This is a genomic window from Variovorax boronicumulans (genome assembly GCF_009811375.1).
In the GTDB taxonomy this organism is placed as follows: domain Bacteria; phylum Pseudomonadota; class Gammaproteobacteria; order Burkholderiales; family Burkholderiaceae_C; genus Variovorax; species Variovorax boronicumulans.
Map to the genome: position 1 here is coordinate 344,810 of NZ_BKDH01000004.1, position 14,631 is coordinate 359,440.

Annotated in this window: 13 protein-coding genes; 6 read left to right on the top strand and 7 right to left on the bottom strand. The window is 68.7% G+C overall.

The annotated features are described in order from the left end of the window. Positions 1-238: 238 nt before the first annotated feature. Positions 239-703, top strand: a complete 465-nt coding sequence (locus VHAB30_RS26650) for a DUF3717 domain-containing protein (protein WP_159279169.1) — start codon at positions 239-241, stop codon at positions 701-703. 2 nt (positions 704-705) lie between these two features. Further along, entirely contained in the window at positions 706-1,011 is a 306-nt protein-coding gene (locus VHAB30_RS26655) for a putative signal transducing protein (RefSeq protein ID WP_070063276.1), read from the top strand. A 13-nt stretch (positions 1,012-1,024) separates the two neighbouring features. On the opposite strand, the gene VHAB30_RS26660 is transcribed toward VHAB30_RS26655, so the two are convergent. The 4 genes from VHAB30_RS26660 to purB all read right to left on the bottom strand — a co-directional run bounded on the left by VHAB30_RS26660 (position 1,025) and on the right by purB (position 6,474). After that, positions 1,025-1,585 (bottom strand): YaeQ family protein, encoded by a 561-nt coding sequence (locus VHAB30_RS26660; RefSeq protein WP_159279170.1) that lies wholly within the window; start codon positions 1,583-1,585, stop codon positions 1,025-1,027. Positions 1,586-1,619: 34 nt separating this feature from the next. After that, complete coding sequence (locus VHAB30_RS26665) at positions 1,620-3,770, bottom strand: TonB-dependent receptor family protein (protein WP_159279171.1); 2,151 nt, start codon at positions 3,768-3,770, stop codon at positions 1,620-1,622. 56 nt (positions 3,771-3,826) lie between these two features. Beyond that, on the bottom strand, positions 3,827-4,951 hold the full coding sequence (locus VHAB30_RS26670) for a PepSY-associated TM helix domain-containing protein (protein WP_159279172.1): 1,125 nt from the start codon (positions 4,949-4,951) through the stop codon (positions 3,827-3,829). A 143-nt stretch (positions 4,952-5,094) separates the two neighbouring features. Next, entirely contained in the window at positions 5,095-6,474 is a 1,380-nt protein-coding gene (gene purB, locus VHAB30_RS26675) for an adenylosuccinate lyase (protein WP_095950454.1), read from the bottom strand. A 119-nt stretch (positions 6,475-6,593) separates the two neighbouring features. Here purB and VHAB30_RS26680 point away from each other — a divergent pair, with 119 nt between their 5' ends. Further along, positions 6,594-7,205 carry a glutathione S-transferase N-terminal domain-containing protein gene (locus tag VHAB30_RS26680; protein WP_159279173.1) on the top strand — a complete coding sequence of 204 codons (612 nt, stop codon included), beginning with the start codon at positions 6,594-6,596 and terminating at the stop codon, positions 7,203-7,205. A 331-nt stretch (positions 7,206-7,536) separates the two neighbouring features. On the opposite strand, the gene VHAB30_RS26685 is transcribed toward VHAB30_RS26680, so the two are convergent. Then, a complete protein-coding gene (locus VHAB30_RS26685) occupies positions 7,537-8,166 on the bottom strand; it encodes a glutathione peroxidase (RefSeq protein WP_070063272.1) in 630 nt (209 codons plus the stop codon). Between the two features lie 129 nt (positions 8,167-8,295). Here VHAB30_RS26685 and VHAB30_RS26690 point away from each other — a divergent pair, with 129 nt between their 5' ends. The 3 genes from VHAB30_RS26690 to VHAB30_RS26700 all read left to right on the top strand — a co-directional run bounded on the left by VHAB30_RS26690 (position 8,296) and on the right by VHAB30_RS26700 (position 10,715). Further along, on the top strand, positions 8,296-9,153 hold the full coding sequence (locus VHAB30_RS26690; RefSeq protein WP_062475258.1) for a ferritin family protein: 858 nt from the start codon (positions 8,296-8,298) through the stop codon (positions 9,151-9,153). 98 nt (positions 9,154-9,251) lie between these two features. Then, positions 9,252-10,142: an RNA polymerase sigma-70 factor gene (locus VHAB30_RS26695; protein ID WP_159279174.1), complete on the top strand. Its 891-nt coding sequence runs from the start codon at positions 9,252-9,254 to the stop codon at positions 10,140-10,142. A gap of 105 nt (positions 10,143-10,247) precedes the next feature. Continuing rightward, positions 10,248-10,715, top strand: a complete 468-nt coding sequence (locus VHAB30_RS26700) for a carboxymuconolactone decarboxylase family protein (RefSeq protein ID WP_062475252.1) — start codon at positions 10,248-10,250, stop codon at positions 10,713-10,715. A 3-nt stretch (positions 10,716-10,718) separates the two neighbouring features. On the opposite strand, the gene VHAB30_RS26705 is transcribed toward VHAB30_RS26700, so the two are convergent. Both VHAB30_RS26705 and glnE read right to left on the bottom strand, forming a co-directional pair. Next, on the bottom strand, positions 10,719-11,840 hold the full coding sequence (locus VHAB30_RS26705; protein WP_159279175.1) for a septal ring lytic transglycosylase RlpA family protein: 1,122 nt from the start codon (positions 11,838-11,840) through the stop codon (positions 10,719-10,721). After that, entirely contained in the window at positions 11,833-14,628 is a 2,796-nt protein-coding gene (gene glnE, locus VHAB30_RS26710) for a bifunctional [glutamate--ammonia ligase]-adenylyl-L-tyrosine phosphorylase/[glutamate--ammonia-ligase] adenylyltransferase (RefSeq protein ID WP_159279176.1), read from the bottom strand. Before glnE ends, VHAB30_RS26705 begins: the two co-directional genes overlap by 8 nt. Positions 14,629-14,631 lie beyond the last annotated feature (3 nt).

The window sequence follows — 14,631 nt, forward strand, 5'->3', positions numbered from 1 at the left end:
CCTGACGATTCACGCTGCCCGGGGACAGCGATCGGGAGCTACTCCCCTTCGTGGGCGGGATTAGAGCATTGAAGACCGCGCCGAGGCAACCAAAAGTTTTCTTTACATTTGAAGGCAAATGTCCGGAGGGGCGCATGCAGCGGGCATTTGATGCTCCATTTTTGGGAGCGACTATGGCCCTAAAAAGGAGCGGGACATTGCGGGACTATGATCGCCGCTCGCTGTTTTTTCACTCTCCATGGCCGCCATCCACATCACCGACATCGAGGCCGCCATCAACCACTGGCGCGAGAAGTCTCCCTCGCCCGACGGCATCACGCTGGCGCCCGAGCTGCGCGCGCTGGCCGAGGTCTACGCGCTCATGGTCTTCCACCACGAAGACGAGGTCGACGAGGTCGGCTTTCCCGCCAAGGCCTGGGCCGCCTGGCTCGACTGGTACCACAGCACGCCCGACACGCCCTGCATCGCGATCTGCTCGACCAGCCAGGGCGACGACGAGTGCAAGGGCTGCGGCCGCAGCTTCGACGAGGTGCAGTACTGGCCGGCCATGACGCCGGTCGAAAAGCGCGTCACCTGGCGCCGCATCACCATGGAAGACTCGGCCTGGCGCTTCAACCGCTATGCCGAGCGTGCGCGCGAAGCCGAGCCCACCGCTGCGCAGCCCGAGTTCGACCCCGACGACGAGAAAAACTGGGCCTCCTGACCATGCGCCGCCTCGCGCAAGCCCCCAACCTCGCGATCGCGACCGTGTGGGCGCACGCCTTGTGCGAGGAGGGCGTGGCCGCGACGGTGCAGCGCGAATTCCTCGGCGCGGTCATGGGCCAGCTGCCGCCCGACCAGTGCCTGCCCGAGATCTGGATCGACGACGAATCGCAGTACGAACTCGCGCGGCGCCTGCTGCACGAACTGCAGCACCGTCCGCAGCGCAGCTGGCGCTGCGTGTGCGGCGAGCAGGTCGAAGGCGGTTTCGAGCAGTGCTGGCAGTGCGGCGAGATGATGCCGGCGGCCTAGCCGCGCGGACCCTTCACTTCCACTTGAGCAGTTCGACGTCGATGCTGTTGACGCCGTCGCCCAGCGTCAGCGTGCTTTCCTGGATCGTCGCCTGCAGCTGCATGCTGCGCTGCGCCAGCCTGGCGAGCGCCTGCGAGGCCTCGGTGGGCACGCGGTAGACCTTCAGGTTCTGCGGGCGTGTGAGCTTGCTCTCGATGCCGCGCCACCAGATCTCGGCCGCGTGGTTGAAGCAGTAGACGATCACCTCGTCCGCCTTGCCGCAGGCCTTGATGATGGGCTTGTCTTCCGGCTGGCCGACCTCGATCCAGATCTTGGTCTGGCCCGTGAAGTCGCGCAGCCACACGTCGGGCTCCTCGACGTTCGACAGGCCCGCGCCGAAGGCCAGCGTGCCGTCGCCGTTGCAGATGTCCTGCAGCTGGTGCGCGTTGAGCGCGAGCGCGACCAGCCGGATCATCATCCGCTCGTCGGTCTCGCTGGGGTGGCGCGCCAGGGTCAGCGCATGGTCGGCGTAGTAGCCGTGGTCGATGTCGGCCACCGCGAGGGTGGCCTTGAAGATGGTGGATTTGAGAGCCATGGGTGCGCGAGTGTATGCGCGCGCCCCTTCGGCCTCAGAACGCCAGCGACGCCTGCAGGTACAGCGTGCGCGGCTGGCCCACGTACTTGCCGCCGTTGTTGTCGACCGAACGGTTGTAGTAGCGGCGGTCGAACAGGTTCTTCACGCCCACGGCCAGCTTCAGGTGGCTCAGCGACGGGCCGAAGTCGTAGGCGGCGCGCAGGTTCACCGTGCCGTAGCCCGGGATGTCGCCCAGCCGCCCGCTCGGGTCTTCCACGGTGATGTACTTCGCGCCGTCGTCCGGCGAGCCCGGCGAACGCTGCTTCGATTGCGCGTAGAGGTCGGCGTTGAGCGTCCACGGCCCGCGCTCGTAGCGCGCGCCGAGCGTCGCGACATGGCGCGAGTAGAAGGGCAGGTCGCGCCCCGCGAACACGCCGGCCTTCGAAGTGGCCTGCGTGTACGTGTAGGTGCCCGACACCGACAGTCCCTTGAGCGCGTCGCTCAGGCTGCCCAGGTCGTAGCGCAGCGCCGACTCCAGCCCGCGGTGGCGCGTGGCGCCCAGGTCGGTCCACTGGCCGACGTCGCCGGTGATGGAGCGCGCCAGCTGCAACTCCTTGTCGAAGTTGATGTTGAACAGCGTCAGCTCGCCGCTCCACGATTCGCCCTTGTACTTGGTGCCGATCTCGTAGGTCTTGGCCTTCTCGGGGTGCAGGCTGGTGGTCGACTGCGCGAGCTGGGCGTACTGCTGCGGCCCGAACGACACGCCGGCATTGGCGAACAGCGTCCAGCGCTCGCTCATGCGGTAGAGCACCGACAGCGTGGGCAGCACCTCGTTGGAGTCGATCTTCGGATAGATCGCGTTGGTGATGCGGTTGTTGGCCACGGTGAACACGTCGTTGTGCGAGCGGAAGGACTCGTAGCGCACGCCGGGCGTGACCGTCCAGTTGCCGAAGTCGATGCGGTCGTCGATGTAGAACGCGTGCGCGGTCGTGCCGCCCTTGCTGGTCTGGTACGCGGGCTGCGCGAGCGCGTAGGCGTCGAAGCCCGGCGCCGGCCGGTAGTAGCTGCTGCGCGTGGCCGTTTCGGAGGCCTCTTCCTTCAGGTAGCGCGCGCCGATGCTGATCTCCTGCACCACGCTGCCCGAGTCGATCAGGCGCGAGTAGCGGGGCTCGAAGGCGTAGGTCTTGTAGTTGCGCGGCGCGGTGGTCAGGCGGCGGCGGTTGGCGTTGGCGCCCGTGCCTTCCTGCTCGAGGTAGCTGCTGCGGTACGAGTCCGTGTAGTAGGTCAGCATCTCGAACTTGTTCACGCCGTCGTTGTGCGTGTACTTGAGCGAGCCGTCGGTGCGGCGGCCCGTGAACTCGTCGTAGGGGCGGTCCGACTGGAACGGGTTGGCCGCGAACTGCGCCGTCGTCAGGCCGCCGGGCATGCGCCCCTTGCCTTCGAAGTGGTGCAGCGAGATCGCGATGTCGTCGGTCTTCGAGAGGCGGTAGGCGCCCTTGAGCATCAGGTCGTCGATGCGGGTCTTGTCGTTGCTCTGGCGAAAGCCGTCCCCATGCGTACCCGAATAAAGCAGTGCCAGCCCCAGGCCGTTCTCGTTGGTGCCGCCGATGAACAGGCTGGGCGTGGTCTTGGTGCCGCCGCCGTGGCTGGCGCTCTCCACGCCCACGCCGACTTCGCCCGCGAACTGCTTGGGGATCGAGCGCGTCACGAAGTTGATGATGCCGCCCACGTTCTGGGGGCCGTAGCGCACCGAGCCCGCGCCGCGCACCACGTCGACGGCCTCGAGGCTGCCCAGCGACACCGGCGCCAGCGACAGCTGCGGCTGGCCGTAGGGCGCGTAGGCCAGCGGCACGCCGTCCAGCAACACGGTCGATCGCGGCGACAGACGCGAGGTCAGGCCGCGCACGCCCACGTTGAGCGAGATGTCGCTGCCGCCGGTGCCATTGCTCTCCTGCACCTGCACGCCGGGCACCTGGCGCAGCACGTCGCGCACGCTGGCCGAGCCGCTTTCCTGGATCTGCTGGCGCTCGACGATGCTGCGCGCGCCGGCGTGCTCGAGCACCTTGGTCTCGGTGGGCGTGCCGAGCCAGTCGCCGGTGACGGTGATGGCTTCGAGCGACTTCGACGGCTCGGCGTCGGCCGCGAAGCTGTGCAGGCTCAGGGGCAGCAGGGCCAGGGCGATGGCGGTCTTTTTGTGCGGGAACAAGGGGAGTCCTCCTCGATGTATTTGTGATGGATGAAGGGATGGGATGTGTGTGTCGTTCAGGGCGCCGTGCCGCGGGACAGCGCCTGGCTGCGCGCGGCCGCAGCCACGGCACGCCGGCGCCACCAGAGCCACACGCCGCTCAGGCCGAGACCGGCCAGCGCCAGGCCCAGCAGCGCGGTGACTGCCTGGTGCACCACGCCGCCGAGCACGCCGGTGTGCAGCGGGTAGATCACGGCCACCGCGCCATTGCCGGTGTCCATGTCCTGCCAGCGGCGCACGCCGAGCAGCTCGCCCGTGACCGGATGCACCCACACCGAGCCGATGCCGTTCGGGTGCGGGTCGTCGGCGAGCCGGAAGCGCACGCGCAGCGGCCGGTCCGCGCGGCCGGGCACCTGCACGTAGCCGATGGGCTGGCCGGGGAACACGACCTGCGCGCGGGCGACGAGGTCGTCGAGCGGCAGGCGCGGGCCGGTGGCGGTGCCCTTGGGCACCCCGGGCGCCTTGGCAGGTGTTTGCCCGAGCGCGGTCGAGATGAAGCCCCCCAGCGGCCGCCAGGCCATGTAGGCACCGGTGAAGACCGACACCGCGATCAGCAGTCCGAGCACGGCGCCGCCCGTGCGGTGCAGGTCGAACAGCCCGCGCAGCAGGCCGCGGTCCAGCACGATGCGCAGCGAGGGCGGCCAGCGCGCCGGCCACCACAGCACCACGCCGGTGACCAGCAGGAACAGGTACGCCAGCGCGGCGATGGCGAGGATGCCCTTGCCCGTGTCTTCCAGCAGCAGGCTGCTGTGCAGCTCGAACAGCAGGTTGTAGGCGCCTTCGTGCGTGCCGCGGCGGCCCTGTTCGGCGCCGGTGGCGGGGTCGAGGTAGAGCGTGCCGTCCCACGGGCCGCGCACCAGCACCCAGAGCGTGTCGCCGGGCTGGCGTGGCGGGCGCAGCGTGAAGTTGGTGTCGGGGCCGAACTCGGCGAGCAGGCGCTGGCGCAACGGCTCCAGCGGCGCCGGGGCCGTGCTGCTGTTGCTGCGCGCGACGAAGAGCTCAGGATGCGCCGCGCGGTCGAGCGGCAGCGCTACGACCAGCACAGCGCCCAGGAGCGCCGTGAGGGCGAGCAGCGGCCCGAGCGTGAGGCCGATCCATCGGTGGAGCGTGAGCCAGAGGCGTCTCAGTGGGGCGCGCCGCATGAACAACGGGGACGTCGGGGCGTCCCGTCAGGGTTGTCGGCTGGCGTGCCCTGCACAGGGCACGTTGGCTGGTGGGTATCGAATGGCGAACGAGGCGCACCGGCCGTGGGCGGCACGGGCCGGCGGATCGTCGCGGGGGAAGCCTAAATTCTACGGGCCAGCTCGGCCGCCTTGCCGGTGTAGCTGGCGGGCGTCATGGCCAGGAGGCGGGTCTTCTCTTCCTCGGGAATGGCCAGCGAGCGGATCAGCCCGTGCAGCGCCTCGGCCGTCACGGTCTTGCCGCGCGTGACTTCCTTGAGCTGCTCGTAGGCGCCCTGCACGCCGAAGCGGCGCATCACGGTCTGGATCGGCTCGGCCAGCACTTCCCACGAGGCCTCGAGGTCGTCGGCCAGCGCTTCCTGGTTGATCTCGAGCTTGCCCAGGCCGGTGGCCAGGCTCGCGTAGGCCAGCGTGGCGTAGCCGAAGGCCACGCCGATGTTGCGCAGCACCGTGCTGTCGGTCAGGTCGCGCTGCCAGCGGCTGATGGGCAGCTTCTCGCTCAGGTGGCGCAGCACCGCGTTGGCCAGGCCCAGGTTGCCTTCGGCGTTCTCGAAGTCGATCGGGTTGACCTTGTGCGGCATGGTCGAGGAGCCGATCTCGCCCTTCTTCAGGCGCTGCTTGAAGTAGCCCAGGCTCACGTAGCCCCAGATGTCGCGCGAGAAGTCGACCAGGATCGTGTTGACGCGCGCCACGGCGTCGAACAGCTCGGCCATGTAGTCGTGCGGCTCGATCTGGATGCTGTAGGGCTGGAAGCTCAGGCCCAGGCCCAGCGGCGCGGGCGTCTCGACGACCTTGCGGCTGAAGGCTTCCCAGTCGAACTCGGGCCAGGCGGCCAGGTGGGCGTTGTAGTTGCCGACCGCGCCATTCATCTTGCCGAGCAGTTGCACGGCGGCGATTTGCGCGCGGGCCTTGGTCAGGCGCACCGCCACGTTGGCGATTTCCTTGCCCACGGTGGTCGGGCTGGCGGTCTGGCCGTGCGTGCGCGAGAGCATCGACACGTCGGCGAACTGGTGCGCCATCTCGCGCAGCTTGGCGATCAGGCCGTCGATGGCCGGCAGCACCACGGTGTCGCGCGCGGCCTGGATCTGCAGGGCGTGGCTGGTGTTGTTGATGTCTTCGCTGGTGCAGGCGAAATGCACGAACTCGGCGGCGGCCAGCAGCTCCGGCCGGGCTTCGAACTTCGACTTGATCCAGTATTCGACGGCCTTCACGTCGTGGTTGGTGGTCTTCTCGATGTCCTTGATGGCCAGGGCGTCGGCCTCGGAAAAATGCGACACCAGCCCCATCAGGTACTTGCGGGCGCCGCCCGTGAGGGGCTTGAACTCGGCAAAGCCGCAGTCGGACAGCGCAATGAACCAGGCCACCTCCACCTGCACGCGACGGTGCATATAGCCCTGTTCGCTCATCAGCGGGCGCAAGGCCGCGAGTTTGGCCGCATAGCGGCCGTCAAGGGGGGAGAGGGCGGAGACGGTGGAAAAGCTCATGCCCGAATTTTAGGCGGCCGCCGGGTGGCCGCGCCGCGGGGGAATTCGGGCGCCGTCTTTTTCCCTTCACCTAAAATGCCTGCGAACAAACGTTAACAAGCGATGGGGAGAGAGCCTTCATGAAACTGATCGGATCCGCCGCCAGCCCGTATGTGCGCAAGGTGCGCGTGGTGCTGGCCGAAAAGCGGCTCGACTACCAGTTCGTGATCGAAGACGTCTGGTCCGCAGACACCACGATCGCCCATTCGAACCCGCTGGGCAAGGTGCCGTGCCTGATCATGGAAGGCGGCGAGGCGATGTTCGACTCGCGCGTCATCGTCGAATACATCGACACCCTGTCGCCCGTGGGCAAGCTCATTCCGCAGCAAAGCCGCGAGCGCGCCGAGGTCAAGACCTGGGAAGCGCTGGCCGACGGCGTCATGGACGCCGGCGTGCTCTGGCGCCTCGAAGCCACCTGGTCCGGCCGCGCCGACGCCGAGCGCAGCGCCGCCTGGATCGAGCGCCAGCGCGCCAAGGTCCAGGCCGGCGTGGCCGCCATGGCCAAGGGCCTGGGCGACAAGCCCTTCTGCAGCGGCATCCACCTGAGCCTGTCCGACATCGCGGTCGGCTGCGCGCTGGGCTGGCTGGGGCTGCGGTTTCCCGAGATCGACTGGCGCGGCGACCACGCCAACCTGGCCAAGTTGTACGACAAGCTCATGCTGCGGCCGAGCTTCATCGACACCCAGCCCTGAAACGACAAAGCGCCCCGTGGGGCGCTTTTTTCTTGGGGCCGTTCGGGCCACCGCGTACAGGAAGGCCGAGGGGGGCGCTGCGTCATCGCGGGCCCCGCTGTCGGCGGGAAGACAAAAATGCTGCGAGGCGCCCCGACACGAAGGAGGGAGGGAGGGAGGAGGAGAAGAATCGCCTCGGGATTTCAACCGGACGGCAGGCGCCCGGAAGACCTCGCAACATGAAAACCTGTGGGCCTTGGCCGCCCACGCTCAAGTATGAGCGCGGCTCCGCCGCACGGTTCCCGTTCGAGTGGTAAACGTTTGTGACTCAAAGTTCACATTGCAGGGCCGGTCAGTCGCCGCTGGGGCCGAGCTGTTTCTCGATCACCTGGATGAAGCCGTTCTCGTCGGGCGCCGTCATGCTCGACCACGCCTGAACCACCTTGCCGTCGCGCCCGATCAGGTACTTGTAGAAGTTCCACTTCGGCGTCGTGCCCGAAGCCTGCGCGAGCTGCTTGAACAGCGGGTTGGCGTCGGTGCCGCGCACCGACGACTTGGCGAACATCGGGAATTTCACGCCGAAGGTGCTTTCGCAGAAATCGGCGATTTCCTTGTTGGAGCCCGATTCCTGGGAGAAATCGTTCGACGGGAAGCCCAGCACCACCAGGCCGCGGGCGCGGTACTTCATGTCCAGCGCCTCCAGCCCCTTGTACTGCGGCGTGAAGCCGCAAAAACTGGCCGTGTTGACCACCAGGACCACTTTTCCGGAGTACTGACACAGGTTCTGGGGCTTTTCATCCTGCAGCCGCGGGAAGCTGTGCTGCAGGATCGCCGGGCACCCGGCGGCGCCGCCCACCGCGGGCGCGGCAGGGGCGGCGGGGGCCGTCTGGGCGCCCGCCGACAGGGCGGCGGACAGGCCCGCCACGAGGGAAAAGGCCGTGGCGCAACGTCGCAGCATCGACAATCGGGCGGGGGTTCGCATGACGGGCTCCTGGATCGAAAAGGGGGGTGTGCATCTATGGCGCGGGCGCGCGCGTAAGCACATCATCGCGCGTCTGTCACGGGCGCGCCAAACGGCCCGACTAAAATCGGCGGCCATTGAAAGACTTTGATGCTCTACCCGGAACTCTTCAGACAACTCGAATCCGTCCGCTGGGACATGGACAAGGACATCCCCTGGCAGTCGTTCGACGCTTCCTTGCTGACTGAAGAGCAGGCGCAGACCATCAAGATGAATGCCATCACCGAGTGGTCGGCGCTGCCGGCCACCGAGATGTTCCTGCGCGACAACCGGCACGATAGCGACTTTTCGGCGTTCATGTCGATCTGGTTCTTCGAAGAGCAGAAGCACTCGCTGGTGCTCATGGAGTACCTGAAGCGCTTCAGCCCGCAGCACGCGCCCACCGAGCAGGAGCTGCACGAGGTGCGCTTCGACTTCGACCCGGCGCCCCCGCTCGAAACCCTCATGCTGCATTTCTGCGGCGAGATCCGCCTGAACCACTGGTACCGCCGCGCCGCCCAGTGGCACACCGAGCCGGTCATCAAGCACATCTACACCACGCTGAGCCAGGACGAAGCCCGCCACGGCGGCGCCTACCTGCGCTACATGAAGCGCGCCATGGAAAAGTTCGGTGACGAAGCCCGTGCCGCCTTCACCAAGGTCGGCGTGCTCATGGCCAGCGCGCGCCGCACCGCCCAGGCGCTGCACCCGACCAACCTGCACGTGAACAAGGCGCTGTTCCCGAACGACACCATCCAGAGCCGCATGCCCGACCCCGACTGGCTCGAGCACTGGCTGGACAAGCAGATCAAGTTCGACGCCGGCTGGGAAACCAAGGTCGGCGAGCGCATCCTGCACAACCTGAGCCTGCTGATGAACCGCAGCTTCAAGACCGTGCAGGAGCTGAACCGCTACCGCAAGGAAGTCTCGGCCACGCTGGGCCCCAAGCCCGAATACCAGGGCGCCTGAGCCGCACCCCGTGACCCGACAAATCGCCCCGCATGCCGGGGCGATTTTTTTTGGGCGCGGGTTGTCACAGCGCGCCGGCGTCAAACGTCTAATCGGGCATGGACGACCCGACCCTCACCTTCGACAGCCACCGCCGCCGCCTCCAGGGCATCGCCTACCGCATGCTCGGCTCCGTGGCCGAGGCCGAAGAGGTGGTGCAGGACGCCTGGCTGCGCTGGCATGAAGCCGACAAGGCCAGTTTCGACAGCGCCGAAGCCTGGCTCGTGACTGTCGTCACGCGCCTGTCGATCGACCGGCTGCGCAGCGCCAAGGTCCAGCGCGAGCACTACATCGGCCCGTGGATGCCCGAGCCCACGCTCACCGGGTCGCCCGACACGCCCGAGGAAACGCTCGAGCGCGCCGACAACATCTCCGTCGCCTTCCTGGCCGTGCTCGAGCGGCTCGCGCCCGAGGCGCGCGCCGCCTTCCTCATGCGTGAGGTGTTCGACGCCGACTACGACGAGATCGCCCAGACCCTGGGCAAGAGCGAGGCCGCCTGCCGCCAGCTGGTGCACCGCGCCAAGACCCAGGTGCAGGAGGCCCGCCCGCGTTTCCAGGTCTCGCGCGAGACCCACCAGCGCCTGCTGCGCGCCTTTGCCGACGCCGCCGCGCGCGGCAGCATGCAGGACCTGAAGGCGCTGATGGCCGAGGACGTCGAACTCATCGGCGACGGCGGTGGCAAGGTGCAGACCTTCAGCAAGATCCTGCGCGGCAGCCAGCGGCTGGCGCAGCTGTACTTCTCGCTCTGGCGCCGCATGGGCGCCGGCGTGCGCATGGAGCTGGTCGAGCTCAACGGCGAGCCCGGGATGCTGCGCTTTCTCGACGGCGAACTCGAATCGGCCCAGACCTTCGAGATCGAGGGCGAGCGCATCGTGCGCATCCGCGCCCAGCGCAACCCCGACAAGCTGGCGCGCATCGCCCAGCTGTTCGCGGCCAAACGGGGCGCCTGAAGAAAAAATTCGGGCAGCCTGTCACAGGGCCGGTGGCTGGCGCGTCTTCAGGGTGTAGCAAGCAGATTTCGCTTTTCTTCCTTCAACCACCCTGGAGTACATCCCATGAGCCAAGCCCCCGCCCTCCGTCTCGCCTGGACCAAGTTCGCCCCCAAGTCCTTCCAGGCCATGATCGCCGTCAACGGCAGCTTCGAGTCGAGCACGCTCGGCAAGGTGCTGATCGACCTCGTGTTTGCCCGCGTCTCGCAGATCAACGGCTGCGCCTACTGCCTGGACATGCACGTGCGCGACCTGCGCGTGCAGGGCGAAGACTGGCAGCGCATCAACAGCCTGGCCACCTGGCGCGAGGTGAGCCTGTTCAACGAACGCGAGCGCGCCGCGCTGGACTGGGCCGAAACGCTCACGCGCCTGGCCGACCACCACGCCGATCGCGATGCCGAGTTCGAAGCCCTGAAGGCCGTGTTCAGCGACCAGGAAATCGTCGAGCTCTCGCTCGCCGTGGCGCAGATCAATGCCTGGAACCGCCTCGGCGTGGGCCTGCGTTCGCAGGTCGTGGCCAAGGCGATGCCCTGAACCTCAGCGCCGCTCGACCACCATCGGCGCGATGCGCAGGTTGTCGCGCAACTGCGTGACGGCCTCGCCCGCGGCATTGCGTGACGGGAACGGCCCGGCTTGCAGGCGGTGCGTGCCGGCTTCGCTGAACACGCGCAACTGCGGTGCCAGCGTGGGCAGGCCGCGTGCGGCCTGGCTTCTCAGGGTCTCGGCGCCGTCGCGTTCGCGGAACGCGCCGAGCTGCACCCAGAAGCCGGCGGCAGCGGAAGAGGGCGTCGATGGCGCCGATGACGTGGCAGGTGCGGCGAGCGGGGCCAGCGGCGCAAGGTCGGTCACCACCATCGCCTCGCGCGGGCCGGCCGGGGCCTCGGGTTCCGACGGTGCCGCGGCCATCACCGGCGTCTGCGGCGCCACGGGCATCGTTGCCACGGGGGCTGCCGTGGCCGTCATCGCGACCGGCGCGACCCAGGCCGACGGCACGGCCACCGGCGCCGCCGCCACCCGGACGGGCGCAGGGGCCGGTGCCGGTGCAGGTGCCGCGGCATAGGCCGTGCCCGCGTCGCGGCGCCAGGCGCCGGTGCGGATGTCCTCGTTGGTGATGCGCTCGATCTCCACCGGCGCCACGCCGCGCAGCAGGTCGAGCTTCAGCGCCGCCGTGTAGCTCAGGTCGATCACGCGGCCGTCCACGAAGGGGCCGCGGTCGTTCACGCGCACGATCACCTCGCGCCCGTTGGCCGGGTTGCGCACCCGCACGTAGCTCGGCAGCGGCAGCGTCTTGTGCGCGGCCGTCATGGCGTACATGTCGTAGGGCTCGCCGCTGGCGGTGGAGGCCGCATGGAACTTGCGCCCGTACCACGAGGCGATGCCCGATTCGCGGAACGGCCGGTCGTCGGTGATCGGCACGTAGCCCCGGCCCAGCACCGTGTACGGCTTGCTGGTGCCGCCGCTGCTGCGGATCGCCTCGATGCGGGGTTCGGCGTCGGGCACGCGGTCGAGGTCCGACGGGATGTTGCTGCCCGGGCCGTCGCGGCCACTGGCGACGCCGCCACCACTGCTGCGCGGTCCGCTGGCGCAGCCGGCCAGCACGAGCGCCGCGGCCAGGGCGCAGGCCGTCAGCGCGCGGGAGGCGAGGGCGCGGTCAGCCAAAGACCGCCTTCCACAAGGCCAGCATGGCGTCGCGTTCGGCGCTCAGGGCGGGCGGCGTGACCTGCGTGGGCTCTTCGTTCAGGCGTGCGGTGTGCTGCACGCGGCGCAGCTCGCGGTAGGCGGTGGCGGCGTTGCGGCCCACGCCTTCGGGCAGCAGCCCGGCCTGCTCGGCACGCAGCAGCAGCGCGATGTTGCCCAGGTTGGGAATCAGCTCGGGGTGTGCGCCCGAGGCCGACAGCACCAGGAACTGCACCGCGAACTCGGCATCGACCATGCCGCCGGGGCTGTGCTTCACGTCGAAGCGGTCGGCCTTCACGGGGCGGGCGCCGCGCAGCTTGTTGCGCATGCCGATGATCTCGGCCTTCAGCGCCTCGCGGTCGCGCGGCGCCACCAGCACGGCCTCGCGCACCTGGTCGAAGCGCGCGCCCAGTTCGGCGCCGTGGTCGGCGCTGCCCAGCACGAAGCGCGCGCGCGTCATGGCCTGGTGCTCCCAGGTCCATGCGGTGTTGCTGCCGCGCCCGAGCTGGTATTTTTCGTAGGCCTCGAAGCTGGTGGTGAGCAGGCCCGAGTTGCCGTTGGGCCGCAGCGCGGTGTCGATCTCGAACAGGTCGCCCTCGCGCGTCTTCACCGTGAGCCAGTTGATGAGCTTGCGCACGTAGGCCGCATAGACCTCGCCGGCGCGCTCGTCGTCGTCGTCATAGACGAACACGATGTCCAGGTCGCTGCCGTAGCCCAGCTCTTTGCCGCCCAGCTTGCCGTAGCCGATGATCGCGAACTGCGGCACCTCGCGGTGCCGGTTGCGCACGTGCGGCCAGCACCAGCGGGCGGTCACGCGCAGCGTGGTGTCTGCCAGCGCGCTCAGGTCGTCGGCCACCTGTTCGACGGTGATGCGGCCATCGACGTCGCGCGCCAGCGTGCGGAACACCTCGGCATGGTGGGCGTGGCGCAGCAGGTTCAAGAGGCGCTCTTCGTCGGCCTCGCCGGTGCGGGTGAGCGAGGTGTGGCGTGCTTCGAGTTCGCGCTCGAATTCCTCGGCGATGAAGCGGCCCGAGAGCATTTCGTCGCTCGCGAGCTCGTCGATCACGCCCGGGTGCTGCATCAGGTAGCGCGCGGGCCATTTCGCGGCGCCCAGCAGGCGCAGCAGGCGCTCCTGCACAGCGGGGCGTTCGACCAGCAGCGCCAGGTAGCTCTCGCGGCGCATCAGCGGCTCGATCCAGTCGGCCCAGCGCATGGCGGCATCGACGTGGCGCGGCGTCTGTCCCGCGCCGTCGCCGTCGGGCTCCTTCAGCCACTGGCCGGTGCGCTGCACCAGCTGGCGCAGGCGGCCCCGGGTTTCTTCGCGCAGGGCGAGTACGCGCGGTGTTTCGCACCAGTCGCGGATGCGCTCGGCGAACACGGGCGGCAGGTCGTCGAGCAGGTCGACCAGGTCGGCGGGCGCGGCAGCTTTCTTGCCGTTGCACTTGCCGTTGCAGGGTTTCTCGCCGCCCAGCAGCTTGTCGAACTCCTGGGCCACGAACTCGCGGTGGGTGTCGAGCTGTTCGAGGAAGGGGCAGCAGTCGGCGTAGCCCATCGACTGCGCGATCCAGCGCAGGTCGTCGTCGTTGACCGGCAGCACATGGGTCTGCTGGTCGTCCAGGTACTGGATGCGGTGCTCCACGCGGCGCAGGAACTCGTAGGCCGCGGCCAGCGTGTCGGCCGTGTCCTGCGGCATGAGGTTGGCGCGCGCCAGCCGCTGCAGCGCGTCGAGCGTGGGGCGCGTGCGCAGTTCGGGGAACTGGCCGCCGCGCACCACCTGCAAGAGCTGCACGGTGAATTCGATTTCGCGGATGCCGCCGCGCGAGAGCTTCACGTCGTTGGCGCGCTCGGGGCGTCCGGCGCTGCGGCGCGCCGACTGCTCGCGGATCTGGCGGTGCAGGATGCGCAGCGAGTCGAACACGCTGTAGTCGAGATAACGGCGGAACACGAAGGGCAGCACCACGTTGCGCAGCGCCTGGGCCTGGCCGCCGAGCACCACGGCGCGCGGCGCGACCACGCGGCTCTTCATCCAGGCAAAGCGCTCCCATTCGCGGCCCTGCACCTGGAAATACTCTTCCAGCGCGTCGAGCGAGACCACGCTCGGCCCCGAGTTGCCGTTGGGCCGCAGCGCCAGGTCGACGCGGAACACGAAGCCGTGCTCGGTCACGTCGCCCACCAGCGCATAGATGCGCTTCACGGCCCGCGCGAAGTACTCCTGGTTGGACAGCTTGCCGCGTCCGTCGGCATCGCCGGCCGTGTCGCCGTCCACGTCGTACAGGTAGATGAGGTCGATGTCGCTGGACACATTGAGCTCGCGCGCGCCGAGCTTGCCCATGCCGATCACCCACAGCTGCGAGCGCTGGCCTTCGGGGCCGAGCGGCGCGCCGTGCTGGGCGTCGAGTTCATGGCAGGCGTCCTGGCAGGCGATGTCCAGGGCCAGTTCGGCCAGCTCGGTCACGGCGGTGGTCACCACCGCGAGCGGGGCCTGCTGGTCGCAGTCGAGTGTGACCAGACGTTCCATCGTGAGCTGGCGCACGATGCGCAACGCATCGCCCACGGCCACGCCGCGTGCGCGCAGGGCGTCGTAGGCGACGGTCATCGATTCGCGCCGGGGCTCGCCGGGCGGCAGCAATTCGAGCTCGGCCGCATAGCGGCGGCGCAGCCGCTGGACGAATCGGGAACTGGAAGAAAACGCGGGAGGCGTCGGATTGGATGGCAACTGATTCACACTGGTGTGGGTTGGCGCGGAACCCGGCTCAAGGCTGGCGGTCATAAT

Bases quoted from the DNA above. Each gene is read 5' to 3' on its own strand.
- VHAB30_RS26650 (WP_159279169.1), top strand. From the start codon at position 239: ATGGCCGCCATCCACATCACCGACATCGAGGCCGCCATCAACCACTGG.
- VHAB30_RS26655 (WP_070063276.1), top strand. From the start codon at position 706: ATGCGCCGCCTCGCGCAAGCCCCCAACCTCGCGATCGCGACCGTGTGG.
- VHAB30_RS26660 (WP_159279170.1), bottom strand. From the start codon at position 1,585: ATGGCTCTCAAATCCACCATCTTCAAGGCCACCCTCGCGGTGGCCGAC.
- VHAB30_RS26670 (WP_159279172.1), bottom strand. From the start codon at position 4,951: ATGCGGCGCGCCCCACTGAGACGCCTCTGGCTCACGCTCCACCGATGG.
- purB (WP_095950454.1), bottom strand. From the start codon at position 6,474: ATGAGCTTTTCCACCGTCTCCGCCCTCTCCCCCCTTGACGGCCGCTAT.
- VHAB30_RS26680 (WP_159279173.1), top strand. From the start codon at position 6,594: ATGAAACTGATCGGATCCGCCGCCAGCCCGTATGTGCGCAAGGTGCGC.
- VHAB30_RS26685 (WP_070063272.1), bottom strand. From the start codon at position 8,166: ATGCGAACCCCCGCCCGATTGTCGATGCTGCGACGTTGCGCCACGGCC.
- VHAB30_RS26690 (WP_062475258.1), top strand. From the start codon at position 8,296: ATGCTCTACCCGGAACTCTTCAGACAACTCGAATCCGTCCGCTGGGAC.
- VHAB30_RS26695 (WP_159279174.1), top strand. From the start codon at position 9,252: ATGGACGACCCGACCCTCACCTTCGACAGCCACCGCCGCCGCCTCCAG.
- VHAB30_RS26700 (WP_062475252.1), top strand. From the start codon at position 10,248: ATGAGCCAAGCCCCCGCCCTCCGTCTCGCCTGGACCAAGTTCGCCCCC.
- glnE (WP_159279176.1), bottom strand. From the start codon at position 14,628: ATGACCGCCAGCCTTGAGCCGGGTTCCGCGCCAACCCACACCAGTGTG.